Below are 26,400 nucleotides of genomic sequence, written 5' to 3'. Positions count from 1 at the left end.
GCTTAGCTACTTTCTATTTGAACTTTGGAAGCTTTTATATTATATTTTAGGATGAGGTTAGACAATTAAGGGAGGATTTTTGAACATGGCGAAATATACTTGGGTAGAAAAAGAAACTTGCATCGCGTGCGGCGCTTGCGGCGCAACTGCACCTGATATCTACGATTACGACGATGAAGGTCTCGCTGAAGTAATCTATGACGGCGACGGCAACAAAGGTAACACAGAAATTCCTGAAGATCTTTACGATGATCTGCAAGATGCACAAGACGGCTGCCCTACTGATTCCATCAAGGTAGCAGACGCTCCTTTCAATAAGTAATAGTGACTAGTTCCATAGTCCCGATAAGGCTCGTTTCCGTGAAGGAAACGGGCTTTTTTCGTGTTGTTTTTACATTTTTTTTAACTTCTTTTCCTATTTCTATGGTAAGATATTAAGCAATAAGCACGAATGAGGGGGCTGTCATGAAGAAAGGGGTCAGCAAGTCTGGCGTCATTGTTTTAGGGAATGGATTCATTGTATTGATGTGTCTGGTAATGCTGCTGACGGGCTCCTTGAAGGTGCTATCGAATCAGGTATTCGATTTCAATATGTCGACGTCCATGAGTCAAGAGCCGCATGAGGATATCGTCGTTATAGGGATTGACTCCCAGTCGATCAAAGAAGTCGGGCCTTACCCATGGGACCGCTCGGTGTATGCCAAGCTGATCAGTCAGCTGGAGGCGGCGGGGGCGAAGGTGATCGCCTTCGATATCGAGCTGTACACCGAGAGCAAGCCGGAGAGCGATATGGCGCTTGCCGTCGAGCTGTCCAAGCACAGCAATATCGTTTTGCCGTCGCATGCCAATACGGAAGGGACATTCGACCGTTCCCTGAAGGTAAAGTCGGGAGAACTGTTATCGGTGGAAACGATTCAGCAGCCGATTCCCGCCTTCCGGCCTTATGTGAATAAAGCGCACATCAATGCGACATTTGATACCGATGGCGTGGTGCGCTCGAACTGGCTGCAGATCAATACGCCGGAAGGAGTATTTCCTTCAATGGCTCTTGCGGTCGCACAGCTGGCCGGCGCGGATGTCAGCAAATTTCTGGATTTGCCCTTGATCGACGAGCGGCCCAAATCGGAGATGATCATCCGATGGGATGCGAAGGAATTTGACTTCGAAACGATCCCCTTCGCCAAAGTATTGAACGGCAGCGTGCCTCCACAGACGTTCAAGGATCGGCTGGTGCTTGTGGGCTATACGGCTCCCGGCTCCGATGAAGGGATTACCCCGATCGAGAATCACATGCATCTGGTCTATGCTCACGCAAACATTTTGAATCAAATTCTCAAGAATCAAGTCATCACTCCGGTGAACGAGCTTCTTCCTCTTGGATTAGCGGCACTGATCATTCTTTTGTTCGGAATCTTCACCTGGCGGCTGAAGGCGATTGCCGGTGTGGTCCTGGTGTTCGTCGCAACCGTCATCTTGTTTGCCGGCCAATACGTCATCTTTGCTTACTCCGATCAATATGTGGATGTGATGTTCGCGGTTGTCAGCGGCATCGTCGCATACCTCGGCAATATCTCGATGAAAACATACTTCGAAACGAAGCAAAAAAATTACATAACGAAACAGTTCGGGCGGTACATCTCTCCTGATTTGGTTAAGGAAATTGCAACCAGCGAGCAAGAGATCCAGCTTGGCGGGATCAGCAAGGAGCTGACGGTGCTGTTCCTGGACGTACGGGGCTTTACGCCGCTTTCGGAGCGATTGAAGCCGGAGGAGGTCGTTGACTTTCTGAATATGATGTTCAACCTCATTACGGAGCGGGCGCTGGAGAACCACGGTACGATTGATAAGTTTATCGGGGATGCGGCGATGATTCTGTACAATGCGCCGCTGGATGTGCCGGATCATCCTTACTATGCGGTAAAGACCGCATATGAGATACAGAAGGGCATGGAAAAGGTACGTGCCGACGTTCAAGAGAAGTACGGCGTCACTATCAGCGTAGGGATCGGCATCAACACAGGGGATGTCGTTGTAGGCAACATCGGATCGTATCTGCGGGTAGACTATACGGCCATCGGCGATAACGTCAATACGGCAGCGCGGATCGAATCGAATACGCAGCCGAATCAGGTTCTCGTGTCGGAGGCCACATACGAGCTGACCAAAGAGTATTTCGAGTACAATTTCGCCGGCGAAAAGCTGATGAAGGGGAAAAGCGTGCCGTTGAAGCTGTTCGAGGTATTGGGTGTGAAAGGGGCCCCTGCTTCGGCCCAAACCAAAGGAGATCAAGCTTCCTGACATAGCCGGTTATTGACGTGAAATTATATTTCGAAATTGTGAAAAGTTTCATTGAATCTTGGAATGACAAAAATTAGAATAGAACTAGAATGTGCAAGTTTGTCGATTTTTTTGGAATATGGAATGGGAGAGGAGTATCATCGTGGGGAGAACGAAGCTTAGGTTACAAGATTTCAGAGCTTTTCTATCATTATTTACAGCAGCCACCCTGTTTTTATCTACATTAATCACTGTTTTTGCTCCGGCAGCTTATGCCAAGTCGGTACGCGCGGCGGTTGTCACTGAGGTTACCGGGGATGTGCAGGTGAAAAAGGCAGGGGGTTCTAAGTCCTATTCCGTCTATACGGATATGACCTTGAACCAAGGGGACATGATCATTACGGGATCATCCTCATCTGTGGCTCTCAAGGTCGTTGACATGGCGGATGAAGTAACGATCGGCGAAGATTCCGAAGTATACATATCGGAGCTGACTACAGATGGCGGAGGTAAGGTGTCCAAGCTGAAGGCTTGGTCCGGCTCGGTCTGGGCCAAGGTCAAATCGCTTGTCAGCTCTGAGGATGAATTCGAGGTTCAAACCCCGACAGCGGTCATGGGGGTTCGAGGCACGCACTTCCTCACCATTATTAATAAGAAAACCGGCGAAACGACAATGGTTGTAGCGGCGGGTGTAGTTCAGGCCAAAACCGTAACGGCGCAGGAGGGCGAAGAACTCAAAACGTCCCTTCAGGAGGCCAAGCAGGTGCTTGTCTATCCTGCTCAACAGATTAATCTTACGAAACGCGATGAGGTACAGGATTTAAAAACAAAGGTCGAATTCATCAATGTGGACCAGCTCGTTAAGCAAGCTCCGCCGAAGGTGCTGGAAGCGATCATCAAGAATAAGGCGGAGATCGACCAAGAGAACAAGGAGTTTCTCGAGAAGCAGAAGCAGCAGCTGCAGCAAGGTGCAATCAAGCCGGCTGACAGCACGCTGTTCATTAAGGATCTGGATGAATTGAACAAGGTGGCCAAAAACCTTGATAATATCGTCGGCAACATTGCGAAGGATGCCATTGATGCTAAGAAGATTGAACAGAAAACGATCGATGAAGCGAACAAGAAAATTGAAGATCCTTTGAAAAAAATTGATTTATCCAAGATAGAGAAGCTTGATAAAACGGCCGGACAAGACCCTGAGGCAGAAAGATTGAGAAAGGCCCAGGAGGCCGCAGCGGCGGAAGAACTATTGAAGCGCCAGCAGGAAGAAGAGCGTAAGCTTCTGGAAAACCAGCAGCGTCTGTCTGCGTTGTTGAAACAAATTGAAGAAGCGAAGCGAAAGCAGGACGAGGAGAACAAGAAGGCGCTTGAGGATCAGAAGAAGCAAGCGTTGCAAGATTATACTTCTGAGCAGTCCGGAGGAAAGACCGGGACACAAACGGGCGGACAGACAGGCGGCCAAACGGGAGGTCAGTCCGGAAGCGATTCAGGCGGCTCCGACGGCGGCACAAATTCCGGCGGCACAACACCCGCAGCTCCGACGGTAACTTCTACCCTCACAACAACGGCGAATCCGGTCGTTCTGAAGTTCAAAGCTGAGGCGGATGCAGTGGTACAGGTATACTACGGCACAAATCTTCTTGGTCAGGTGAATGGTTTAGGCGCGGCGACAGAGGTATCCCTGCAGTTGTCTCTCCAGGCGGGAATGTATAGCGGACTCACAGCTAAAGCGGTTCGCTCGGGCTTGTCCAGCAGCTCGGTGAACATTCCGACCTTCGAGGTGATACCGAACGTAAAGCTGACCAACAGCGGAAACAGCAAGGTTGCCATTACGCTGGAGAACTTTAACGGTTTGAAAAGCTTATATGCGGTAGAAGCACATCTGCTGTATGACAATAACGCCTTTACATATACGGGCACCGCGAATAATGAATGGTCCGATCAGCCGGATACGGTGTTCAACGGCGCACAAACAGCTGAAACGGTACGTCAGGTTAAAGGGAGCGCTCAGAGTGAGCTGATCTACGCGGGTACGCAATTCATGAGCTCTACCAGCACGGTGGAACCTCAGAACATCGCGGTGCCTAAGGAAGGCATGCTGCTTGCCGATATTACCTTGACCCCGGTTAGCGGTGCCAATAATTCTGGCATGGTGAAGCTGATCTATGTCAAGGTCGTAGATAAGGCCGGTAATGAAGTGTTTATTTATCAGCCTGCTGAGGGTAGCGAGCAATCCGTTACCGTAATGAAGTAAGGTGCAAGCAAGTGAAAGGAGAACATATGAAAAATTCAAAAAGATTGTTGGCGGTTCTCGTTGCTGCTTCCGCATTGTTCGGCAGCTCCTCGGCCTACGGGGCATCCCTGGAGAAAGATGCGGTCATCGGCAGCAACGATCAGATATTGACGAATGTTAACACTATGGCGGGACTTGGGGGCTTCGGCGATTATAACGGAGCGCGGCTTACAGCCACGTTCCGTTCCCCGGCCGGCTTGGGACTGCTTCCGGACGGTACTATTTTGTTTGCCGATTCCCGCAATCACAAGATCAAACAGCTGAAGGACGGGAAGGTTAGCGACTTCGCTGGAATTTACGTCCACAAGGATGCCAAAGGCTTCCCTGAAGGCGGCATGCTTGACGAGAAGAAGGATCTGTCGCTCTTCAACGAGCCCAAGGGAATCGCTGTAGATGCCAACGGGAATATCTATGTAGCGGATGCCGGCAATCATGCCGTTCGTAAAATCGACGCATCCGGCAAAGTGACGACGGTAGCGGGTACGGGTGTGCTTGGCCATAAGGATGGGGCAGGCAAGGAAGCTCAGCTTTACTATCCGACCGATGTGGCTGTTGCTGCGGACGGAACGATCTACGTGGCGGATTCCCTCAATCATGTCATTCGTAGCATCACGCCTGCAGGACAGGTCAAGACGCTGAATGCCTTATCCACTCGACTTATAGAAGTATCTCCGGGGCAGGTAGTTCCGGCCGGCGATTATTCGGATGGAAGTCTGGCAACCGCTAAGTTTAACGAACCGACCTCTTTGGTTTTGGATGCCAAAGGCAATCTCTATGTGAGTGACACAGGCAATCAAAGAATCCGTTACATTGATCTGGTGCAAGGCAAGGTTAGCACGGTAGCGGGAAGCAGCGTCAACGAAGCGAAATCAGGCCTTTATGAGAAAAAAGAGCTGTTTGCACCAGGCGACTATGCTGACGGTGAGGCGCTTAAAGCTTTGTTCAACGCTCCTCAAGGCCTAGCCCTGACGGCCGAAGGCGGATTGTTGATTGCCGATTCCGGCAACAATGCAGTTCGTTATCTGGCGAATGGTAAAGTCACTACACTTGCCGGTGCTTCCAATCTGCTGTCCGGGGAATTGGACGGCATTGACCGCGGCGCCGGGTTCCATAAGCCGACGGATGTGGCCGTACTGGCTGACGGAAGCGTTGTCGTGGCAGATTCATTTAACAATAAGCTTCGCAGCGTAAGCCTTTATCAGCTTCCTGCCGGGCTGCCGAAGGATGACAGCGTGAAGGTCGTTCTTGGCTCCCAATGGGTCCAGTTCGATGCGCAGCCGGAAATTTCGGAAGGACGTACCATGGTTCCTGTTCGCCTCATTACGGAAGCGCTCGGTTATAAGGTTACGTTCAATGATGATACCCGTGCAGTGCAGCTTTCCAAGGATGGCCAGACCATCGAGCTTTATGTAGGGAAAACCGGGATCAAGCGCATGGAAGAAGGAAAAGAGGCCGTGCAGAAGGCAACGGACGTAGAACCGTACATCAAAGAGGACCGTACCTATGTTCCGATTCGATTCTTTGCGGAAGAGATCGGCTTGGATGTACAGTGGCATAATGACACGCGAACGGCCATTATCCGCGAAAAAACAACGATCAAGCCATAAAGCAGCAATCGAAAAGGCCTGGCTGTAGGAGCTTATGTCTGCCGCTCTTCACAGATTAGGTCTTTTCGGCTATGATAAGAAAAACTATGCTGCAGGACGGGAGGTGAACACGTGACGGATATCGCACCTTATTTGAAACGAATAGAAGAGCTGGAACGAACGAATAGGGAGCTGCTATTGCTGTTGGAATCCGCGACTGAGCTGAACCGGGGAACCTCGGAAGAGGATCATCCTTTCTCCATGAGTGTGATTCACTCTTTGGTTCTGGCGCTAGACTCCAGGGATCCCTATACAGCTGGACACTCGTCACGTGTTGCCCTATACTCCTTATGGATCGCCCGTAAGCTCGGGGTATCCGAAGAGGAATGCAAGCATTTTCACAGAGCGGCGCTCATGCATGATATCGGCAAGATCGGTGTACCGGATCGCATTCTTCTGAAGTCAGACAGCTTAAACCAGGAGGAGTTTCAAGTCATGATCTCCCATACGACGATCGGTGCGAGAATTCTCTCTCGAGTGGAACCGGAGGAGCGGATGATCCAGGCTACACAGGTAGCCAAATACCATCACGAGAAGATGGATGGCTCGGGCTATCCCGAGGGGCTGAAAGGGACAGCAATCCCTTTCTACGCACGTATTGTAGCTGTCGCGGACGCTTTCGATGCGATGACGACCGATAGGCCGTATGCTAAAGGCAGAAGCTACAAGGAAGGCGTGGACGAGATTATCCGCTGTCGAGGCACTCATTTTGATCCCATGGTGGTGGATGCGTTCCAAAGTGTCATGCTGGAGAAAAATTACTTCATGAACGAGAAGGATCGGCACCTTCTGGATATGATTGAGGAGCAAAAGCATCTTTTGCCTTAGTGAGGTGCACCCCCTATAATAGACATTGGAAAAACCCCTGGTTAATCCGATGAATTATAGGGGGTGCATTTTTTCATGGCGATTAAAGGACAAAAGTTCAAATCATACTCAGATGAAATGAAAAAAGAGGCGGTTCGCCTACACGTTGAGGAGAAATGGAGCTACCGGCAGATCACCGAGCACTTCGGAATCCAAGACAAGGATAGAGTCAAGAGGTGGATGCGTAAATTTAGAGAGGCTGGAGAGTTTGGGCTGTTGGATCAACGAGGACGGCGAGAGGAATACATAGATCAGGATCGTCACATGAAGCAGCTTAAGCGGGAGAATGAAGTCCTAAAAAAGTGTTTGAAAATCTGGAAGCAGGAGGTGTGCAAGGAAAGTATCGCATCATTGAATCGGCCGCAGAGCAATATCCAATAACGGAACTCTGCAGCATATTGGGCGTATCCAGAAGTGGATATTATCGCTTTCTGAGCAAACAAGGTGTGGACAAAGACCAAGAGACGAAAGAACGAATCAAGGCCATTTATGAGCAGCGAAATGGAACCTATGGATACCGGAGGATTGTGATGGAGCTGGAACGACAATTTGATGAGAAGGCCAACCACAAGAGGGTGCTTCGGTTGATGCAAGTGCTAGGATTAAAGGCAGTCATCCGAAGAAGACGCAACTATCGTAGTACATACCAGGCGGCGGAAGCTGCCGGCCGGGTTGCAGAGAACTTGCTGCAGCGTGACTTTAAGGCAGACAAGCCAAATCAGAAGTGGGTAACGGATGTGACACAGTATCGTGTTGGGGATGAGAGGCTATACTTGTCGGCCATCAAGGACTTGTGCAGCAACGATATCGTTGCATATCACATAAGCAAGCGTAACGACAATGAATTGGTCCTAGAAACGTTTAAAGCCGCGTTCGAAACGCAAAAAGACGTGACTGATAAGATAGCCGGATTGATCGTTCACAGCGACCAAGGCTTCCAGTACACGTCTCATGCTTACCATGACATGCTGCCTACGGTTGGCGCCCAAATCAGCATGTCCCGACGCGGCAATTGTTTAGACAACGCCGCCATGGAGAGCTTCTTCTCGCATCTCAAAGCGGAAGCGCTCTATCCCTATGATATCCGTTCTTTGGACGAGGCACAACGGAGAATAGAGGAATTTATACATTTTTATAATCATGAGAGAATACAGAAAAAACTAAACAAGCTGACACCGTTGGAGTTCCGGCGCCAGCTTGCATCCTAGGGCTTTTTTTAATGTCTACAAAATTGGGGCTAGACCATTAGGGCAGAGGGTGCTTTTTTTTGTATGCCAGGCCCTAGCTGGAGGACGTTATATTGCCGAAACAGCCGAGGAACTGGCAGAATAGCGGACAGAGCTTGGCATTCACGAGGAATAACGACCTTGGGGGAGTTATATTATCGAAAAGGCCGGGAGTTGGCAGAATAGCGTCCTCCGAGGACGTTAATGGCCATGGAATGCGGACACAGCCGGGTATTTACAAGGAATAACGACCTTGGGGGACGTTATATTGTCGAAATAGCCGGGGAGCTGGCATAATAGCGTCCTCCAAGGACGTTAATGGCCATGGAATGACGGACAAAACCGGGCATTCACGAGGAATAACGACCCGATGTCATTATTAACTAAATGTGTAATTCATCCGATATTATATGGGAGAAGGTGGCAGAAAGGAAGGCTGCTGTGAAGACGAAAACTACGGACGAGAAACTCGAGCAATTTTTTCGGGAAGATCCGTTATACTTAAAAAAATACGTGAAAGAGCATCCCGAGAATAAAATGGCCTGGTATTTGCTCGGGCGTGAATATGAAGCCCAAGGGAAGCAAGGAAAGGCTTTGTACTGCTATTCCCAGGCTGGGGAAATTTATGAGGCGTTCGAGAATCAAAGGGTGGAGCTGCCGGCAGAGGAGCTGAAGCCACTGGAGCAATGGAGGGCAGAACAGAAGCGCCGGGCAAGGCGCTCTCGGCTGCGTCTGTGGATGACGGTACTGGCCTCACTCATGCTCGCCCTCTATATTCCGCCGATCAAGCCTGAGATTGCGGTCGAGTCGCTGCCGCTTCCTGCGAATGTGACGGTGCAGCAGGCTCAGCAAACCCAGGTTTATTATTTGACCGGCGACAAGTCCAAAATCAGGGTGGCAGCTGCCCTGCAAAACATGCTGCTGCAGGAACGAATACAACGACTAGGTATTCTGGTGCGGGGGGCCCCTTTAGGGAACAGTGATTGGATCAGCTGGTCTCAAAAGCCGGAACCGCTTCTTTCCGTAGAAGCCGGGGCAACCGGGGCGCAGCAGCAAATCAGCTACTACGACCAAGAAAGCTGTCAATGCGAGCCGGGGGACAGCAGCATGGCAGCCGGCATTCTTCCTGTATGGCAGTTACAGCAGGAGCAAGAGCTTGTTGTACGATCCGCCGTTATCGCCTATCAGGACCGGAACGGAAGCATTCCTGAGGAGCTTTCCCAAGTGAGTCAGCCCTATCCTAATAATATGCTGCCGGGGGTATCCGAGGCCATGCAGACATGGTATGCCCGGGAGAAGGAAAAGCTGTCGGCGGAAATCTTACAGCAGGGGAAGCCGGCAGTAAGCCCAAAGGAGTCTCAGGGAAATAACCCGTCACCGAGCGGCGAATTGACGAAGCCATTCACCGAACCGCTGCGAATCATAGTAGATAAGAAGACATACCGGCTCGCGGTAGTAAGCGGAAAGATCGTACTGCGCAGCTATCCCGTGGGACTTGGCGGAGCCCGCACACCGGAAGGGGAATTCACCATATCGGAGAAGGTGCGTAACCCGAACGGCAAATCGAATGGGGAATTCGGCAGCCGAGGGATGACCTTGTCGGATACGCTGTATGCGATCCACGGCACGAACAAACCTGCCAGCATCGGCAAGGATCAATCCCTTGGATGCGTGCGGATGCTGAAGGAGGACGTCGAGGAGCTTTTCGATATGGTGCCTCTTGGCACCAGTGTAACGATCGGAAGCGGACTCCTGCCGTCTGAGGTAAGCCGCAGCCCGCAGCCTTGGCGGCTCCCTCAGCTGACGGAGGAGTCGAATCCGGGGAAAGTATACAAGTGGCTGAACTAAGAGTTAAGAATGAGGAGAACGGTCATTAGTACAATGATACCGGCGAACACGGAACCGACCCAGATCGCTAATTTTTTGTTCGGTCCATCCTTCTGTCTGCGCTGCAGGACGGGAGGTTTCTTTTTTTGCATTGTAGTCAGCCCTTCCATTTCAGGAGTTTGTGCATATTTTATCATATTGTAAACGTTTTAGGCAGATGGGAAATCCAGCTTGTCCTCTTTATTTTTCGTTCATAAAACGCTAAACTGTCAAAGAGAGATGTTGACCGTTCGGTTATTTTGTTGAAACAAGGGAGAGGACGACGTAAATGCTGTATAAAACGCTTGGCAAACCGATATTTTTTCGAATGGATCCGGAAAAGGCACATCATATGGTGATTGACGGACTGCATACCGCGGGTAATATTCCTGGGGGGCGGAAGCTGCTCAGCCTGATGTACGGTGTTCCGGCTTATCCGGAGCTGGAATCGAAGCTGTGGGGGATTACATTCGCGAACCCCGTCGGCCTCGCAGCCGGGCTCGATAAGAATGCCAAAGCGGTGCCGGGCTTCTCCAATATCGGCTTCGGCTTCATGGAGGTCGGGACGGTAACGCCGAAGCCGCAAGTAGGTAATGAGCTTCCGAGGTTGTTCCGTTTGCCGGAGGATGAAGCGTTGATCAATCGAATGGGCTTCAATAATGTCGGGATTGAGGGAATGAAGCGGAACCTGCGTAATCAAGGCAGCCGAACGATCCCGCTGGCTATCAATATCGGCAAGAACAAAACGACCCCGAATGAGCAAGCGGAGGATGACTACCGTAAATGTATTCAGGGCTTGTATGGCTACGGCGATTTCTTCGTAGTGAACATAAGCTCTCCGAATACTCCGGACCTGCGAAGCCTGCAGCATGGCGACGACTTATCCCGTCTGCTGGCGGCCGTCAAGGACGAGATCGGCAAGCAGCATGCCATGTTCGGCGGCAAGGAGAAGCCGGTGCTGGTGAAGATCGCTCCGGACCTGGAGGCTCATGAAGTTGAGTACATGGTAGAAACGATCGTACGCAGCGGCGTATCCGGCGTTATTGCGTCCAATACAACCATCGCTCGCGACGGCTTGCGGCATGGAAACCGGAAGGAGACCGGAGGGCTTAGCGGAAGGCCGCTCACCAGCCGCTCAACGGAGCTGATTCGCACCATATACAAATCCACCGGAGGGAAGCTGCCGATTATCGGATCGGGCGGCATTTTCTCTGCGGAAGACGCATATGAAAAAATACGGGCCGGGGCCAGTCTGGTCGAGGTGTATACGGCGCTTATTTACGAGGGTCCGGGTCTGCTTCGTCAAATCAACCGAGGGCTTCGCGATTTGCTTCGAAAGGACGGCTTCAAGAACGTCTCCGAAGCAATCGGGTCAGGACATCAAGGGAAGTAAGATGGGAGGAAGACGGATGGACGGACGTGACTGGAAGAAGTTTTTACTGCCATATGAGCAGGCGGTAGAGGAATTGAAGGTCAAATTCAAGACATTGCGTCAGGAGCTTAAGAGCAGAGAAGAGTACTCGCCAATCGAATTCGTCACCGGTCGGGTGAAGCGCATCTCGAGTGTGCTGGATAAGGCTAAACGTTTGAATGTACCGATGGAGTGTCTGGAGACGGGAATTGAGGACATTGCCGGCATCCGCATCATGTGTCAGTTTGTCGAGGACATTGAGCGCATGCGGGATTTGATTGCCCGCCGTGAGGATATGACCGTTCAATACGAGAAGGATTACATTACGAATTTTAAGCCCAGCGGGTACCGCAGCTATCATATTATTGTCGAGTATCCCGTTCAAACGGCTCTTGGGGTGAAACGGGTGCTGGCGGAAATACAGCTTCGGACGCTGGCTATGAACTTTTGGGCGACCATTGAGCATTCGCTTAATTATAAATACCGGGAAAGCCTGCCTGAGCAGGTGGTGTCCCGGCTAAGCAAAGCCGCAGAGGCTGCGTATAAGCTGGATCAGGAAATGAGCAGCATCCGGGAAGAGATTATGGAAGCCCAGAAGCTGTTCGAGGATAAATCGAATATTGTTTCAAGAGTGCTGAACGGGATTCAGGAGCTTTATTTTTATCACCGGGTAAGAGAGGCGGCCCAGTATCAGCTGCGCTTTAACGAGCTGTGGGAGACCGACGATGTGTGGCATCTGAAGGAGCTTTCGCATCAGATCGATGAGGCGGTTTCCAGGGCGAAGAAAGGCTCTTACACGTAAAAGGAGCGGAAATGAGATGCGGTCGTACGACCCGTTATATGTACAGTTCGTTTACTATTTCAACGTTCCGCGGGATTATTTCGAGTGTCACGAGGTAATGGAGGAGCTCTGGCTCGAGGAAGGGCGAGATCCGTTATATCAAGGCCTGCTGCAGGTGGCAGTGGGCCTTTACCATTACCGGAACGGAAATCTTGGCGGTGCCGTTAAGCTGTTCACAGCCGCTGTGGAGAAGCTGCAAGGACAGGGAGAGATCACTCTCGGGATCGATCTCGGCAAGCTGGTGGAGGAGAGCCGGGAGTATCTTGATAAGCTGCATCGGGCGGAGACGGAGCCGTTCGCTTTTTATGATTTGGATATCCGTATTGTGGATGCAGAGCTGGAAGCACTGGTGGAGGAGCTGCGTTTGTCGCCCCCCACACCGGGGGAAGAAGAGCACTAAGCGTCAATCTGCTGCAGGAAGGAGGCGTGGAGAAGGTTGATTCGAGTCGAGCAATTGTCTAAGCATTTCGAGGTGCACGAGAGAGAGCCGGGCTTCGCAGCATCCCTGCGGAGCTTGTTTCATCGGAAATACCGCACGGTCAAGGCAGTGGAGAACATTAGCTTCCATATCCCCGAAGGGCAAATCGTCGGTTTCCTTGGACCGAACGGGGCAGGCAAAACGACGACGATGAAGATGCTGACCGGACTCCTGCATCCTACCTCGGGAACGATTAAGGTAGCGGGCTACGTGCCTTGGGAGCATAAGAACGCCTTCAAACGGCGAATCAGTCTTGTGATGGGTCAAAAGAGTCAACTGATCTGGGATGTTCCTGCGGCGGAAAGCTTCCTGGTCAATAAAGCGATTTATGAAATTCCGGATGCGGAGTACAAGCAAACCTTGGAGCAGCTAACCTCGATGCTGGAGCTTGAGGACGTGATCAAGAAGCCGGTACGGCAGCTTTCGCTGGGCGAACGGATGAAATGCGAGCTGGCCGCATCGCTTCTGCATAAGCCCGATATTTTATTCCTGGACGAGCCGACGATCGGTCTGGACGTGAAAATGCAAGAGGCCATGCGGCGGTTCGTACAGCAGTATAATCAGGCTTACAAGGCAACGATTTTGTTAACGAGTCATTATATGGGAGACGTCACGGCGCTCTGTGAGAGAGTGATGGTGATCGGTCGCGGGCAATTGCTGTATGATGGCGGAATGACAGAGCTCATCGACCGGTACTCGAGAAAGAAGCGGGTCATCCTGCAGCTGAGCCCGGAGCTGGCAAGCGAAGAGCTGAAGCGACGGATGGAGCAAGCCATTCTCGAGCTGGAGCTATCGGCGGAAGCAGCTCTTGCGGAGTTTCCCAAGGTGATCCTGGAGGTACCTAGAGAACAAGTATCGTCTGTTTCCGCAGCGCTTCTCGGACGATTCCCAGTCATAGATCTTACGATTGAGGAGCCTTCCATGGAGTCCATCATTGGGCGGGCTTACACCGCTGAAGCAGAGGACAGCTCTGTACGGGTGAGGCCATCATGAACTCGTGGCATGCTTTCAGGGAAAAATACAGGATGCTGCTTCAAGTAGAATGGTCTGTCATGCTGGCGTATCGAAGCGAGAGCGTCATCTGGATGATCGGATCCTTCATTCAGCCGCTAGTAAGCTTATCCGTTTGGCTCTCGATCAATAACAGCGGAGCAGGCACTGGGCTAAGCGCTAAGGATTACATCGTGTACTTCCTCGGCGTGCTCGTGGTGGAACGGCTAACGAGATCCTGGGATGTATGGGAGCTTGACAGCGAAATCCGACAGGGCACTTTATCTGCGAAGCTGCTGCGCCCCTTTCATCCGATTCATTGGAGCATAGCTCAAAATTTGGTATATAAATCGTTCTTTGCGTTTCTGCTGATTCCGGCTTGGATTGTGCTGTGCTTGGTATGGCCGATGGCGAGGCCTCCGGCTGATGCCGCCTCTCTCGTTCTTACTTTAGCCGCTGTGCTTTGTTCGTCAGTCATGTGTATTCTAATCGGTTATTTGTTCGGCATGCTGGCATTCTGGACGAATCGCGCCACTTCGATCTATATGCTGTACGAGGGGATTCATCTGTTTCTGGCCGGAAGAATTGCGCCGTTGTCCCTGTTTCCGGCGGAGGTTGCGAGAATCGCCTCCTGGCTGCCGTTTTACAGTACCGTCGGCTTCCCTGTGGACCTGCTGACGGGAAGGCTGGCCGGACAGTACGAGCTCATCTGGCGCGGCTTTGCCGTTCAAGCCTTATGGATGCTGATCCTTGGGCTGTTATTTCGGTGGCTGTGGCAGAGGGGCCTGCGAAAGTATAGTGCCGCGGGAGGATAAAACAAGTGAACAAATATTTGCGATGCTTGCGTGAATTTTTCCGGGCATGTCTTGTGGAGGAGTTTGAATATCGGGCGAACTTCGCAGCCAATATAATGACTACGCTTTTCTGGCTGCTCGTAGCCGTATTGACCTTGCAAATTTACTTTTTCCGAACGGATACGGTGGGGGGCTGGTCCTATTACGAGGTGCTTGCCCTCCTTGGCGTCTTTACGGCGATCCGCGGCTTTATCGAGTTCTTCCTGCAGCCGAATATGACCCGGCTGGTGAGCCATGTACGAACCGGAACGTTAGATTATGTGCTTACCAAACCAATCGACAGCCAGTTCTATGTCAGCTTCCGTCATTTGGTTTTCTGGCGCCTGTCGGATGTGGCTCTCGGCTTCGGCATGCTCATCTACTCCCTATGGAAGCTGGGGATGGTACCGAGCGTCACCGAGGTTCTGCTGTTTATCGTTGTGTTTGTATCCTCGCTGCTTGTCGTTTACTCGCTGTGGATGGCCATGATGACGGTATCGTTCTGGGCGGTGAAGGTGGATAATCTCAGCTTCCTGTTCACTTCCTTCTTCGAAACGGCGCGGTTTCCCGTTTCCGTCTACGGCGGCGTGCTTCGATTTGTGCTGACGTATGTTTTTCCCGTAGCTTTCATTACGACCTTTCCTTCGGCTGCATTGGTAGGAAGGCTGAGTTATACGGAGGGAATCATCAGCGTGCTCGCTGCCGTAGTATGCCTTGCGGCATCAAGGTGGTTTTGGCGGCATGCGCTCATGTCTTATACGAGTGCCAGCAGCTAGTGTCACGAAGGGTTGATCCGTCCCTAGCCGAAGCCGATCTCGTAACGGTCCGGATCTTTCATTGAAAACTCCTTCCAAGAGCCCCAGTCATGCCGGCTGATTCGGGGCTCTTTGCTATTTTTATCTAAGTCAACAAGCTACGATGGTGTCAACGGTAAAAAAAAGAGTCCGGCATCCTGGGTGCCAGACTCGGTAAAGCCGTATTATTTTTTGTTATACTTCTCAAGAAATTGCTTGTAGGTCTCCGGGGTATGGCCCGCTTCCCCATTGGAAGCCACGCCGCCTACCAGCCGCTCCACTTCTTTGCCGCCCTTATAGTATACAAGGGTTGGCGTGTACTCGATTTTATATTGGTTCCAGCCCTGCTTAAACTCTTCCAGGTTGTATTGCTTTAAATCGATATTCATATCCTTCGCCATCGGCGCTAGAATAGGAGTCGTTCTTTTGCAGTGTGGACATGTGGATGCGTAGAAATAAATAAAGAAGTCCTCTTTATTATCGACCTTCTGCTTCAGCTGCTCCGGTAAAATCAGGTTCTGGTAATTCGGATCGTCCAGCAGCTTAACGGTCTCCACGTTCAGTTTATCCGGCGAAATTCCGTAAGGATTGTCCGCATATTTGGCATTCTTCGCCTGATTCGATTGCTGGTTTACGATGAATAGTGCCCCGAACAAAACAACGACAATAGATAAATAAATGGCTAGCTTCTTCACTTATGCCCCTCTTTCCTTATCAATGAATAGTCACTAACAAAATATTCGATATGATGGCTTATCATTCCTTCCTCTCATCTTACATGATTTTTGAAGGTTTTTCGACAGTTTGTTTTCTGTGACGAAGAAGGGCTGTTGCGGTCATTTGGGAGAAGAAGTACAATGGGGAGAATGCGGCGTACCGCCGGGCTAAACCATAACAAACAAGCGAGTTGATCCGGATGGGGGCTTATGTGCCCAAGGTGTTTTTGGATAAAATGAGCCGGCTGCTGGAGCAGGATATGCCGGCATTTCTGGCCTCCTATGAGGCCGAGCGACTGTTCGGATTAAGGGTGAACCTGCTCAAGCTGACTGCGGAGCAATTCCTGAAGCTGACCAGCCTTCAGCTAAAGCCGATCCCGTGGGTGGAGAACGGGTTTTACTATAATGAAGCGGGACGCCCGGGCAAGCACCCGCATTATCATGCAGGCTTATATTACATACAAGAGCCAAGCGCTATGGCGCCGGTGGAGCTGCTGGATGTTCATCCGCAGCAGCGGGTGCTCGATCTGTGCGCCGCTCCCGGAGGCAAATCGACGCAAATCGCAGGCAAGCTTCAAGGAACAGGAGTACTGGTAGTTAACGATATCCACCCGGACCGAGTGAAGGCGCTGGTGAAAAATCTTGAGCTGAGCGGGGTCCGCAATGCAGTTGTGCTGAATGAACAGCCGGACAAGCTGCAATCGGCCTTCGAGGGGTATTTCGACCGGATTCTGATCGATGCCCCTTGCTCCGGAGAGGGGATGTTCCGCAAGGAAGAGGAGATGGCGAAGGCGTGGGAGCCCGGCTGGGTGGAGCGCTACGCGGCCATGCAGCGGGATCTGCTCCGGCAGGCGGCACGCATGCTGATTCCGGGCGGGAGGATGGTTTACTCTACGTGCACGTTTTCCCCTGAGGAGAACGAAGCGATGATCGCCGAGTTTCTGGACGGGCACCCGGACTTTGCCGTGCTGCCGGTGGAAGACAGGGATTACGGCTGGAGCCCGGGGCGGCCGGACTGGGTGGACGGCCGCCTGGAGCGCCGGGACGAAGTCGCCGGCACCGTGCGCCTGTGGCCGCACCGCCTGGAGGGCGAAGGCCACTACGCGGCGGTGCTGGTTCGCCGCGGCGAAGCGGCGCCTGCGGGAGCGCGCGAGAGCGCCGGCGGTCGCGAGTCGCGGGCGGTCGGTCCGCGAGAGCGCGAGCCCGCGCGGCGAGCGGCCGCGCGCCGCAAGGGCGACCCCGGTCGCCGGGCGCGGCACACGCCCGCCTGCGCGCGGCGCCGTCAGCGCGCGGAGCCGCTGGAGGCGTTCCGCCGCTTCGCGGCGGAGAGCCTGGCGGCCGAGCGCGCGTGGCCGCCGTTCAGCGCGGCGACCACCTGTACGCCGCGCCGCCGGAGCCGATGCCGGATCTCGCCGGCATCCGGGTGATCCGCCCAGGGTGGTACCTGGGCGAAGCAAGCCGGCTGCGCTTCGAGCCGTCCCATGCCTTAGCCCTCGGGCTAAGGCGGGAGGACGCGCTGCGCAGCGTGAGCTTCACGGCCGCCGACGAGCGGGCCGTGCGGTATTTGAAGGGCGAGACGCTGCATCTCGCCCCGGAGGAGCTGCACGTCGCAGCGCCGGACGTGCCGGCCAAGGGCTACTGCCTCGTCTGTATCGACGGCTTTCCCGTCGGCTGGGCCAAATGGCAGGACGGGCTCCTCAAGAACGAATATCCCCCAGGCTGGAGGTGGACCTGACATGAAAACTACGATGCGGCTGGACAAGCTGCTGGCCCATGCAGGCTTCGGGACGCGAAGCGAAATCAAGCTCCTCGTGAAGCGGGGGGCGGTGACCGTGAATGATAAGAAGGTGAAGGACAGCGGGCAGCAGGTGAACCCGGAGCTGGATCAGATCACGGTGGACGGAGAGCCGGTGAGGTACCGGGAGTTCGTCTACCTGATGCTGAACAAGCCGCAAGGTGTCGTATCGGCTACGGAGGATAACCGGGACCGGACGGTGATCGATCTGCTGGATGAGCAGTATGCGCATTTTGAGTTGTTCCCCGTTGGACGCCTGGATAAGGACACGGAAGGACTGCTCCTGCTGACCAATGACGGGAAGCTGTCTCACAATTTGCTTTCTCCCCGCAAGCATGTTCCGAAAACGTACTACGCCGACGTGCAAGGGGAAGTAACGGAGGAGGATCAGGCGGCTTTCCGCGAGGGGGTCACCTTGGACGACGGCTACCGGACGATGCCCGCCGAGCTTCGCATCCTGGAAGCGGGGGATCCGGCTCGCTCGGTGCCTTCCCGGATCGAGCTGACGATTATGGAAGGGAAGTTTCACCAAGTGAAACGGATGTTCGAAAGCGTAGGCAAAAAGGTGCTTTTTCTCAAACGGCTTTCTATGGGGCCGCTTGAGCTTGATCCTGAGCTGCCGACAGGGAGCTGCAGGGAGCTCACGGAGGAGGAAGTCCGGAAGCTTCAAGCGCACGGAGGAGAATCGTAGCAGGAAGATGAGTAACGGGAGAGGGGGAGTAACAAGTGAAGTATCGCATCATAGCCTTGGACATCGACGGAACGCTGTTGAATGATCAATATGAAGTAACGGAAGCGACTATAAGGTCCATCGAGCGGATTCATCGCGCGGGTACACAGATTGTGCTGTGCACCGGCCGCAGTCCCGAGAACAGCATCCCCATAATGAACAAGCTGGGGCTGGAGGGAGTGCTGATTACGCATAACGGTGCTGTGACCGTGCAAACCCCGGGGTTTCAGGTGCTGCACCAGTTCAGCTTCCCTATCGGCAAAGTAGAGCCATTGATCCGGTTTTGCCGCGAGCAGGAGGTGCATTTCGATGTGAATGACGCAGAGCATCTCTATGTAGAACGTGCCGGTGAAGAGGAAGCGGCAATGTACGAGAAATATATGGTGCGGCCGGTAGTGACGGCCGATGTGCTTCAGCTTCGGCAGCCTATGGTGAAGCTGACTGTCTTCGGCTCGGAGGAACGGATGGATGAAGTCGAGCGCCAGTGGCTGGAATCGGGGCTGCCCGAGGGCTTAGTCATGATCCGCAGCGGCGTTCATTTTATCGATGTCATGCTGGAGGGTGTCTCCAAGGGGACCGCCTTAGAAAAGCTGGCGGAGCAGCTTCAGGTCGGAAGGGAAGCTATTCTGGCCATGGGCAATTATTATAATGATATCGATATGATTGAATTTGCCGGGCTGGGAGTAGCTATGGACAATTCGCCGGATGCGGTTAAGGAAGCGGCGGATCTTGTCGCTCCGTCCAATAATGAGGATGGGGTATCCCGGATATTGCAGGATTTCTGCGTATAGCCCGCCGAAAAGCCAAGAAAGGCTTGAACCCCTAAGGGCTCAAGCCTTTTTGCCGTCCTCCATTAAACACCGAATACGCCGGAGCGCAGGATAATCACGAGCAGGATGTACAGGACAAGAATAGCACCTACAGAAGTGTAAAATCCGCCGACATGACTCATTGTAATTCCTCCTCTTTATTCTGTAAGATTCACCGGTCCGGCATTTCCCGTTGCTTAACCGGTTCTGATATATCCTATGTCATTTGCCTCTGCCCGGTCTGGACGAATGCCCGTGTACGCATAGATTTTGGGCGGTTAGGGATATCCTAACGCAGTAGGGATTCCAACCATTCTCTCCCTATTGGAGGCGACGCTGCATGACAGATGTGATGCTGAGACCGGATTTGAAAACAGCCGGCGGCGAAGTAAGCGATGTTCTATTCAAAAATCGGTATGTTGGTACATTGACGCTCGTGTATCGGGAGCAAGGACGCATCTCCGGCTCACTCCAATTGGAGAAAGAGGTCTTGTCCGAAGAGGATACGGAGCAAGTGTATGACTTCGTCCACCTTCATGTCCAGGCGCTCCTTCATGCTCTAGGGGCGCGAGATTGCGAAGTGATGGTGACGTACAGCACCTTCGACCACGTGATCGCCGCGGAGCGTCATGACGAGATGCTCGACGAGGAGACGCTGCTGGCCCCCGACGATGCGGATTACGACTATGACTGGGTCGATAACGATAACCGGTATGAGGACGAGCCTCCGGCTTCACGCGATGAGTACTCCATGGAGTATGAGCTCGTCATCGTAGGAGAATCCCGTAATGCCGTCGAGTATCATGTATATGATCAAGAGCAGAATTGGGTAGCGGAGGCGTTCGTGCGCATTCTTGGTTCGGATGTAACGGGCGCCGTACACTGGATGCTGGAGCCGGAAGAAGAGGATATCGACACGGTTACGGATCTCATCGTCCATGACTTCGACTCGGAGGAGATCGACACCTTTGTGCTGGATATGATTTACGATGACAAGGTGCTGGAAACCATCGAGCTGACCCACGAGGAGCTGCTGGATGAGGCGGAGGAAGAGGCTTTGTTCCTGCTGGAGCCGGTCGACGAGGTTGTACTCGAGGATGATCTTGAGGAAGTGGACGTACTGCGGGCGGAAATCCATGCGGAGGACTATTCCGTTGTGCTTGCCAGAGACGACGGAGATGTGCTGACGTATGAAATATACCAGCAATCCCGCGGCGGGCTGCCGATCGGCACCGCAACGGTGGATATTAGCCAGAAGCAGTTGACCGGCTTTATCGATTTCCGCGATCCGGGAACGACGGACGACCGTGAATACATCGCCACGATCCTGATGCAGGAGCTGGACAAAGAAAAGGATTACGACACCATCAATCTGAGCATGATGCACCGTAACCGGCTGATTGAAGAAATGATGTTCGAGAGCGAGCAGGTTCACTAATCCATTAAGAAGGGACTGTCGGCGCGATGGACAAAGCAACCCAAGAGGGCATGAAAAATCTCGATGTGACGATGACGGCGGCAGATCTGGTGAAAAACGCCTCATCCCAAGAGAATGCTGAATTTAGCGAGAAGGAACAGAAAATCAAGAAGTCGAAGCGCTAAACAAAGAAACCGGTACCCGTAAGGGCGCCGGTTTCTTTGTATGTGCTGCTGCTTCTGTCCGCGATGAATCAATAAAGGACTTTCAAGGCGTTAATCCAAGAAAATCAGGTCAATCTAATTCCATAGCGGATTTTCGGGGACTTATTGTGAGCTCTGAGTGAACTTTTACGGTTATTGCTACCTACTGGCTATAAATAGCGCCCTGACAAACCGTTATGTCTAAGCCTTCTTGGTTTTTCAACGAAATAAATCCCTCAAAATCCGTTAAACCACAATCGGACATGCTGACAGCTGCCTATCGGGATCAGCTCATTCGGCGCAAGCCCTTCGGATAATGATTTTTCACCTGGGTCCCTGTTTGCTTTCCCCAGCCGAGCGGTACATCATCGACGGCGACGATGATCCAGCCTTGTCCCTGCTTACCGCTCTCGAGCTGCTCTCCCCGCAGGTACTGCGTCGTCTCAGGAGAGCTTTCCCGCAAGGGCAGAACCTGCTTGGCGAGGCTGGAGGCGGAATGAAGACTGAGCGCTAGTGCATGTGCAGGCTCAATGCGATCCTTCTTCACCTCGGCCAAATGCAGTCCGGGCCTCAGCACCTTAAGTCCCTTCAAAGAAGCAGCCCCGAAGCCGCTGCCGGCCGGCGCAGGCAGCCAGTACAGCTGATCGCCGAACAGCAGCGGCTCGCCTGCCGCAAGGGAGAATTCCTTACTTAAGCAGGCTTCCGCGAAAGCCTGAAACAGCTTCATGGCCGCTTCCTCCGGCCGCGCAGCCCCTCGTTTCCCCCGAGCAGGACGTTCCTTTCCTTCATCGGCAGGGATCACTTCCGGCGGTTCACCCGCAAGCCGCAATACGGCAACGAAATGCCCCTCGCCCCGGTGAACATGAGGCCATATTCGTTCGGTCCGCTCCAGCACCAGCTGCGGAAATTGCTTAAGGAGAGCCTCGATGACCTGCTCGTTCTCCTGCTCATTAAACGTACAGGTGGAGTAGCCGAGCCTCCCGCCGGGCTTGAGCATGGTTATTGCAGCAGGTAAAATGTCCAGCTGCCGTGCGGCGCACATCGCGACATGCTCCGGCGACCATTCTTGTATCGCCTCCGGGTCCTTACGAAACATGCCTTCCCCTGAGCAGGGCGCGTCGACCATGATCCGGTCGAAGAACGAAGGGAAGCGCTCAGCCAGCTGGTCAGGGGCGGCATTCACAACAACCGCATTCGCAATGCCCATCCGTTCGATATTTTCCGCTAAGCTTTTTGCACGGACGGGATGGATCTCATTAGCGATTAACAGCCCCTCGCCGCGCAGCTTGCCGCCGATCTGCGTTGATTTGCCTCCGGGGGCGCCAGCCAGATCCAGCACAAGCTCGCCGGGCTGAGGGCTCAGCAGCTCTACCGCCGACATGGCGGACGGCTCTTGAATATAATACAGCCCGCCGGCATGATAAGGGTGCTTGCCGGGTCGGCTCTCCTCCTCGTAATAATAGCCGTTCTCGCACCAGGGCACCGGCTCGAGTCCGAACCGTTCCTTCATTAGCTCCACTGCCGCTTCAGCAGATTTTAACGGGTTCAGCCGAAGCCCCTGCGTTCTGGGATGCCCATATGTCGCCAGAAACGCGTCCGACTCCCCGCCGAGAAGCCTTCGCATTTGTTCCTGATATGCCTGCGGCAGCGTAATCTGCGTAACCTCATTCGTACTGTGCAAGACTTGTCCGACTCCTTTAGCTTCCTCATCTAATGTTATAAATGATATTATACTCAATAGATGTTATTGTGAGAAGCGAGAGCGCCGTGCTATAATGGTGTGTGTTTTTTGGGGGAGAGGTGAATGACAATGAGCTATGAAATTCCTAGGAAGGTGCAAGCCTTAGGCGTTGATATACAGAAAAACCAGCTGAGATACCACGACCGCGATGTGCTGGTATCCAAGGAATTTACCTTCGACAGCGCGCATCATCTTCATTGCTACGAAGGGAAGTGCCAAAGCCTGCACGGACATACGTACAAGCTGCAGGTTGTGATGAGAGGCAAGGTGGATGAGCGGGGCATCACCATCGATTTTGCCGATATCAAGAGGATTGCCAAAGAGCGGGTCATCGACCGGCTGGACCATCGATATTTGAACGAGGTACTGCCGCCGATGAATACCACCGCCGAGAATATGGTGGTTTGGATGTACGAGCAGCTGGAGGCGGCTCTGAAGGACGAGGGGCTGTTTCCCGCCATCCGCCTGGAGGAGGTACGGCTGTGGGAAACTCCTACGAGCTACGCAGCCGTAACGGCATCCATGATGGGAGAGGGATAAGCATGGTGAATCCGCTCAGCATCAAGCTGCCGATGGTAGAGATTTTCGAGACGGTGGAGGGGGAAGGCACGCGGGCCGGCTTCCCGACCATTTTCGTCCGTTTGTTCGGCTGTAATCTTCGCTGTACCTGGTGCGATACCAAATACAGCTACCCGCCCGGGGAAGCGGAGATGGTGCTGACGATCGGGGAGATCGTAGAGGAAGTAAGGAAGTACCGGTCCACGCATGTGTGCCTGACCGGCGGAGAGCCGCTTCTGTACGGAGATCGTTCGGCCGCTTTAATCGAGGCGCTCGTTGCGACGGGGAAGCTGACCGACCTTCACATCGAGACGAATGGCGCGGTCGACCTGGCGTCCTTCCTCGAGAAAATTCAACATCCAATCGTTCGCTATATTATGGACTTTAAGCTCCCGGATTCAGGAGAGATGGAGCAGATGCTCCTCTCCAATCTGCCCTTGCTGCGGCCGCAGGACGAGCTGAAATTCGTCATCGGCAGCGAACGCGATTTCTTCACGGCCAAGGAGCTGCTGGAAAAGCATCCGACCAAGGCGCTGCCGCTCTTTAGTCCCGTATGGGAAACGATGCCGCCGGAAAAGCTGGTGAGGCTCATGCTGGAGCACAGCTTGACCCATGTAAAGCTTAATATGCAGCTGCATAAGATCATCTGGGACCCGGCAGCTAGAGGGGTCTAAGGAAAGCGAAAGCCTGATCTCCGAAGGGGTTCCCCTTTCAGGAATCAGGCTTTTTTCCTTTTTGCTTCTCCCGCCAGAACAGTGCCGTCAGCATCCGCTCGATCCACTCTTTATCTTCCTCGGATAAATCCATCCCGTCAAAGCTCAGATCATTTTCCTGCAAAAATCGCCTCAGATTCACACGTGGCTTCGTATAGCCTTCCTTAGACTCCGGTGTGCCCGGCTCCAGATAGCCCGCCGCCTTCATCAGCTCCGTATAGGGGATATGCAGCCCTTCCGAAAGCTTCATCAATACCTCGGGCGAGGGCACGCCTCGATTGCCGTTCTCCAGCTGGGAGATGTAGGCTGCGGAAACGCCGGAGCGGTCCGCCAGCTCGCGGATCGTAAAGCCCTTTTCCTTCCTCAGGTCCCGAAGCTGCTCGTAAAAGTACATCCGTACCACCCGTCATAGAAGTATAGTATCATCCATGTTCAAGGCCTTTGGTAAATTTAGGATAACGATAATATAATAGCAGTAAACTATCGTAATCGCAATGTGAATTGTCAAATACAAATGTAAACAAAAATGGTTGCACTAGTAAAATGAGATTGCTATAATCATGGTAGATGTTGGGAAGGGTGGGAGCGGGATGGTGAAAATTAGGGCCAAAACGAACGCCATAATACGGGCACGCATCGCCAAGGGGATGACACAGCGTGATTTGGCCGTACAGACAGGGCTAAGCTATGCTTATATCAGCTTGCTGGAGCGATCGGTGAAGCCCGTCGGCCCGGGTACCGCCAAGAAAATCAGTGATCTGCTGGAGCAACCGATGGATGAGCTGTTTCTTATCGAATAGCGCGGGTCGCGGTACAAAGAAGCGGACTTTCATACGCATCCGCTGCATGAAGTCCGCTTTGCCGTTGTCGATCCCCATTTTTACTTTTACGCGGAAAATAAAATGACCTTGTTCTTGCCGGTCGTTTTGGCCTGATACATGGCCTCATCGGCTTCCTTGATCAGCTGCTCCGTCGAGACACCCTTATGGTAAGCGGCTAGTCCCATGCTCACCGTTACGATCGTTTCCGACTCCACTCGTGCCCGTATTCGTTCCGCAAGCTCTCCCGCGTCCACTTCAACGTCAGTTACAAGCACAACCATCTCCTCACCGCCGTACCTTCCGCAAACGCCGATCTCCTCCGCTTCCTCCCGGATAATCTGGGCTACCTGCTTCAACACCTGATCGCCCATAGCGTGCCCCTTCGTGTCATTGAGCTTTTTGAAGTTGTCGATATCGCTGAACAGGACGGACACCGGTATTTTCTGAAGAACATATTGGCTGACCCGTTTATAAAAGTATTTGCGGTTATACAGCTTGGTCAATCCGTCGGTAATCGACGAATTGTAGATGGCCTGCATGATTTCGATGACCCTTTCCACAATGAACAGGAACAGCACAATGTAGAAGAATACCGGCACCACAAGCTCGAGCAGCGTAAGCCCGGCCTGCGTGCCTCCGAACAAATATACATTCGCGACATGAATCATATGAGCGGCAAAATAAATCGTCAGCATCATCTGAAATTTCCCGTTCTGGCCGATGCGCGGGTTGACCAGCATGAAGCTGAGGAAGATGAGCAGAAACAAATACAGCTCCGGACCGAGCGTCCGGATCAGGCTCAGCTGTGCTCCGCTGCCCTCAAGCCACACGGGTACATACCAGTACGTCATGGAAATGGCAATCGTGGAGGAGAGAAACAGCCCGAAAATGATGAAATCCCGTTTGCGCGTAGCGTTATACAGCTGATAGATGCCGATATTGATCATGGCGAAGGACAGCAGCTTCAAGAGCAGCTCTATGTAGATGCCGGTTTCGCCGGACTCCGTGCTGAAGGCTTGCCCGAGCAGCTGCCCGTACTGGATCAGTACGAGGCAGAGCGCCAGCGCAATGGAGAAGTAGCCGATTTTCCTGCGGGATACAAGCAGCCGAAACGAGACCAGCAGGCTCATCAGCAAAATGGAGATCATCATGCAGCGGATCATCACCGCTCCGAGCGGACCGAATATTATAGTACTGAGAGTAACATCAGTAAGCGTCATCAAATGGAAAAAGCCTCCGTCCTCGGGGTGTGTTACTCTATCATTATAGCAAACATATATTCGTTTGGTGAAGTCTGATCTTGTCGGAATACAGTGAAACTGATAGGATGATAGAGTGGCGGCAGTTGTCATTTTTTTGTCCGCAAAACATCCGG

29 protein-coding genes are annotated in these 26,400 nt (G+C 52.8%); 23 read left to right on the top strand and 6 right to left on the bottom strand.

Going from position 1 to position 26,400, the window contains the following annotated elements; translation table 11 throughout:
* The first annotated feature begins 85 nt into the window (after positions 1-85).
* From RAC89_RS04530 to RAC89_RS04495, 8 genes are all read left to right on the top strand, one after another.
* Positions 86-322, top strand: coding sequence for a ferredoxin (locus RAC89_RS04530; protein ID WP_284640907.1), 237 nt, complete (start codon positions 86-88; stop codon positions 320-322).
* Positions 323-465: 143 nt separating this feature from the next.
* A complete protein-coding gene (locus tag RAC89_RS04525; protein ID WP_306612062.1) occupies positions 466-2,298 on the top strand; it encodes a CHASE2 domain-containing protein in 1,833 nt (610 codons plus the stop codon).
* 142 nt (positions 2,299-2,440) lie between these two features.
* Positions 2,441-4,531 carry a FecR family protein gene (locus RAC89_RS04520; protein WP_306612060.1) on the top strand — a complete coding sequence of 697 codons (2,091 nt, stop codon included), beginning with the start codon at positions 2,441-2,443 and terminating at the stop codon, positions 4,529-4,531.
* Between the two features lie 26 nt (positions 4,532-4,557).
* Positions 4,558-6,177 (top strand): stalk domain-containing protein, encoded by a 1,620-nt coding sequence (locus tag RAC89_RS04515; protein WP_306612059.1) that lies wholly within the window; start codon positions 4,558-4,560, stop codon positions 6,175-6,177.
* Positions 6,178-6,288: 111 nt separating this feature from the next.
* Positions 6,289-7,044, top strand: a complete 756-nt coding sequence (locus RAC89_RS04510) for an HD-GYP domain-containing protein (RefSeq protein ID WP_306612057.1) — start codon at positions 6,289-6,291, stop codon at positions 7,042-7,044.
* A gap of 75 nt (positions 7,045-7,119) precedes the next feature.
* A complete protein-coding gene (locus RAC89_RS04505) occupies positions 7,120-7,464 on the top strand; it encodes a helix-turn-helix domain-containing protein (RefSeq protein ID WP_306611401.1) in 345 nt (114 codons plus the stop codon).
* Complete coding sequence (locus RAC89_RS04500; RefSeq protein WP_306612056.1) at positions 7,386-8,291, top strand: IS3 family transposase; 906 nt, start codon at positions 7,386-7,388, stop codon at positions 8,289-8,291. Before RAC89_RS04505 ends, RAC89_RS04500 begins: the two co-directional genes overlap by 79 nt.
* Positions 8,292-8,750: 459 nt before the next feature.
* Positions 8,751-10,157 (top strand): L,D-transpeptidase family protein, encoded by a 1,407-nt coding sequence (locus RAC89_RS04495; protein ID WP_306612054.1) that lies wholly within the window; start codon positions 8,751-8,753, stop codon positions 10,155-10,157.
* Here RAC89_RS04495 and RAC89_RS04490 read toward each other — a convergent pair.
* Positions 10,154-10,288: a hypothetical protein gene (locus RAC89_RS04490; protein ID WP_284640901.1), complete on the bottom strand. Its 135-nt coding sequence runs from the start codon at positions 10,286-10,288 to the stop codon at positions 10,154-10,156. The genes RAC89_RS04495 and RAC89_RS04490 overlap by 4 nt on opposite strands.
* Before the next feature lie 176 nt (positions 10,289-10,464).
* On the opposite strand from RAC89_RS04490, the gene RAC89_RS04485 reads away from it, so the two are divergent.
* From RAC89_RS04485 to RAC89_RS04460, 6 genes are read left to right on the top strand one after another with little or no spacing between them, the layout of a single operon-like run.
* Positions 10,465-11,568 (top strand): quinone-dependent dihydroorotate dehydrogenase, encoded by a 1,104-nt coding sequence (locus RAC89_RS04485; protein ID WP_306612053.1) that lies wholly within the window; start codon positions 10,465-10,467, stop codon positions 11,566-11,568.
* A gap of 16 nt (positions 11,569-11,584) precedes the next feature.
* Positions 11,585-12,388, top strand: coding sequence for a GTP diphosphokinase (gene yjbM, locus RAC89_RS04480; protein WP_284640899.1), 804 nt, complete (start codon positions 11,585-11,587; stop codon positions 12,386-12,388).
* Between the two features lie 16 nt (positions 12,389-12,404).
* On the top strand, positions 12,405-12,827 hold the full coding sequence (locus tag RAC89_RS04475; protein ID WP_306612051.1) for a DUF309 domain-containing protein: 423 nt from the start codon (positions 12,405-12,407) through the stop codon (positions 12,825-12,827).
* A gap of 36 nt (positions 12,828-12,863) precedes the next feature.
* The gene (locus tag RAC89_RS04470) at positions 12,864-13,898 is read left to right on the top strand and encodes an ABC transporter ATP-binding protein (protein WP_306612050.1); all 1,035 of its coding nucleotides are present in this window, start codon (positions 12,864-12,866) and stop codon (positions 13,896-13,898) included.
* Positions 13,895-14,710 carry an ABC transporter permease gene (locus RAC89_RS04465; RefSeq protein WP_306612049.1) on the top strand — a complete coding sequence of 272 codons (816 nt, stop codon included), beginning with the start codon at positions 13,895-13,897 and terminating at the stop codon, positions 14,708-14,710. The genes RAC89_RS04470 and RAC89_RS04465 overlap by 4 nt, the downstream gene beginning before the upstream one ends.
* A gap of 5 nt (positions 14,711-14,715) precedes the next feature.
* Complete coding sequence (locus RAC89_RS04460) at positions 14,716-15,504, top strand: ABC transporter permease (protein WP_306612048.1); 789 nt, start codon at positions 14,716-14,718, stop codon at positions 15,502-15,504.
* Between the two features lie 203 nt (positions 15,505-15,707).
* Here the strand turns inward: RAC89_RS04460 and RAC89_RS04455 are convergent, their stop codons facing one another.
* Positions 15,708-16,217 (bottom strand): thioredoxin family protein, encoded by a 510-nt coding sequence (locus tag RAC89_RS04455; protein ID WP_284640889.1) that lies wholly within the window; start codon positions 16,215-16,217, stop codon positions 15,708-15,710.
* Between the two features lie 242 nt (positions 16,218-16,459).
* On the opposite strand from RAC89_RS04455, the gene RAC89_RS04450 reads away from it, so the two are divergent.
* The 4 genes from RAC89_RS04450 to RAC89_RS04435 are packed head-to-tail and all read left to right on the top strand — an operon-like array spanning position 16,460 to position 19,554.
* Positions 16,460-17,665, top strand: a complete 1,206-nt coding sequence (locus RAC89_RS04450) for an RsmB/NOP family class I SAM-dependent RNA methyltransferase (protein ID WP_306612046.1) — start codon at positions 16,460-16,462, stop codon at positions 17,663-17,665.
* A complete protein-coding gene (locus RAC89_RS04445) occupies positions 17,638-17,973 on the top strand; it encodes an RsmF rRNA methyltransferase first C-terminal domain-containing protein (RefSeq protein WP_306612045.1) in 336 nt (111 codons plus the stop codon). The genes RAC89_RS04450 and RAC89_RS04445 overlap by 28 nt, the downstream gene beginning before the upstream one ends.
* Before the next feature lies 1 nt (position 17,974).
* On the top strand, positions 17,975-18,724 hold the full coding sequence (locus RAC89_RS04440; RefSeq protein WP_306612044.1) for a pseudouridine synthase: 750 nt from the start codon (positions 17,975-17,977) through the stop codon (positions 18,722-18,724).
* Between the two features lie 35 nt (positions 18,725-18,759).
* The gene (locus tag RAC89_RS04435) at positions 18,760-19,554 is read left to right on the top strand and encodes a Cof-type HAD-IIB family hydrolase (protein WP_306612043.1); all 795 of its coding nucleotides are present in this window, start codon (positions 18,760-18,762) and stop codon (positions 19,552-19,554) included.
* 62 nt (positions 19,555-19,616) lie between these two features.
* On the opposite strand, the gene RAC89_RS04430 is transcribed toward RAC89_RS04435, so the two are convergent.
* Positions 19,617-19,715 (bottom strand): YjcZ family sporulation protein, encoded by a 99-nt coding sequence (locus tag RAC89_RS04430; protein ID WP_284640882.1) that lies wholly within the window; start codon positions 19,713-19,715, stop codon positions 19,617-19,619.
* Between the two features lie 197 nt (positions 19,716-19,912).
* Between RAC89_RS04430 and RAC89_RS04425 the strand changes: the two genes are divergently transcribed.
* Together RAC89_RS04425 and RAC89_RS04420 are read left to right on the top strand one after the other, a co-directional pair.
* A complete protein-coding gene (locus RAC89_RS04425) occupies positions 19,913-21,010 on the top strand; it encodes a hypothetical protein (protein WP_306612041.1) in 1,098 nt (365 codons plus the stop codon).
* A 26-nt stretch (positions 21,011-21,036) separates the two neighbouring features.
* Entirely contained in the window at positions 21,037-21,174 is a 138-nt protein-coding gene (locus RAC89_RS04420) for a hypothetical protein (RefSeq protein ID WP_306612040.1), read from the top strand.
* Positions 21,175-21,478: 304 nt separating this feature from the next.
* Here RAC89_RS04420 and RAC89_RS04415 read toward each other — a convergent pair whose 3' ends face one another.
* Positions 21,479-22,873, bottom strand: coding sequence for an RsmF rRNA methyltransferase first C-terminal domain-containing protein (locus tag RAC89_RS04415; RefSeq protein ID WP_306612038.1), 1,395 nt, complete (start codon positions 22,871-22,873; stop codon positions 21,479-21,481).
* Between the two features lie 129 nt (positions 22,874-23,002).
* On the opposite strand from RAC89_RS04415, the gene queD reads away from it, so the two are divergent.
* Positions 23,003-23,473 carry a 6-carboxytetrahydropterin synthase QueD gene (queD, locus tag RAC89_RS04410; protein WP_306616043.1) on the top strand — a complete coding sequence of 157 codons (471 nt, stop codon included), beginning with the start codon at positions 23,003-23,005 and terminating at the stop codon, positions 23,471-23,473.
* 2 nt (positions 23,474-23,475) lie between these two features.
* A complete protein-coding gene (locus RAC89_RS04405; RefSeq protein WP_306616042.1) occupies positions 23,476-24,165 on the top strand; it encodes a 7-carboxy-7-deazaguanine synthase QueE in 690 nt (229 codons plus the stop codon).
* Between the two features lie 37 nt (positions 24,166-24,202).
* Here the strand turns inward: RAC89_RS04405 and RAC89_RS04400 are convergent, their stop codons facing one another.
* Positions 24,203-24,598 (bottom strand): helix-turn-helix domain-containing protein, encoded by a 396-nt coding sequence (locus RAC89_RS04400; protein ID WP_306612037.1) that lies wholly within the window; start codon positions 24,596-24,598, stop codon positions 24,203-24,205.
* A 196-nt stretch (positions 24,599-24,794) separates the two neighbouring features.
* Between RAC89_RS04400 and RAC89_RS04395 the strand changes: the two genes are divergently transcribed.
* A complete protein-coding gene (locus RAC89_RS04395; protein WP_306612035.1) occupies positions 24,795-25,004 on the top strand; it encodes a helix-turn-helix domain-containing protein in 210 nt (69 codons plus the stop codon).
* An 86-nt stretch (positions 25,005-25,090) separates the two neighbouring features.
* Here the strand turns inward: RAC89_RS04395 and RAC89_RS04390 are convergent, their stop codons facing one another.
* Positions 25,091-26,245, bottom strand: coding sequence for a GGDEF domain-containing protein (locus RAC89_RS04390; RefSeq protein ID WP_306616041.1), 1,155 nt, complete (start codon positions 26,243-26,245; stop codon positions 25,091-25,093).
* Positions 26,246-26,400: the final 155 nt, after the last annotated feature.

Origin of the sequence: Paenibacillus sp. GD4 (assembly GCF_030846225.1) — a bacterium.
Lineage (GTDB): Bacteria > Bacillota > Bacilli > Paenibacillales > NBRC-103111 > Paenibacillus_G > Paenibacillus_G silviterrae.
This window is presented reverse-complemented; position numbering and strand designations above follow the sequence as displayed.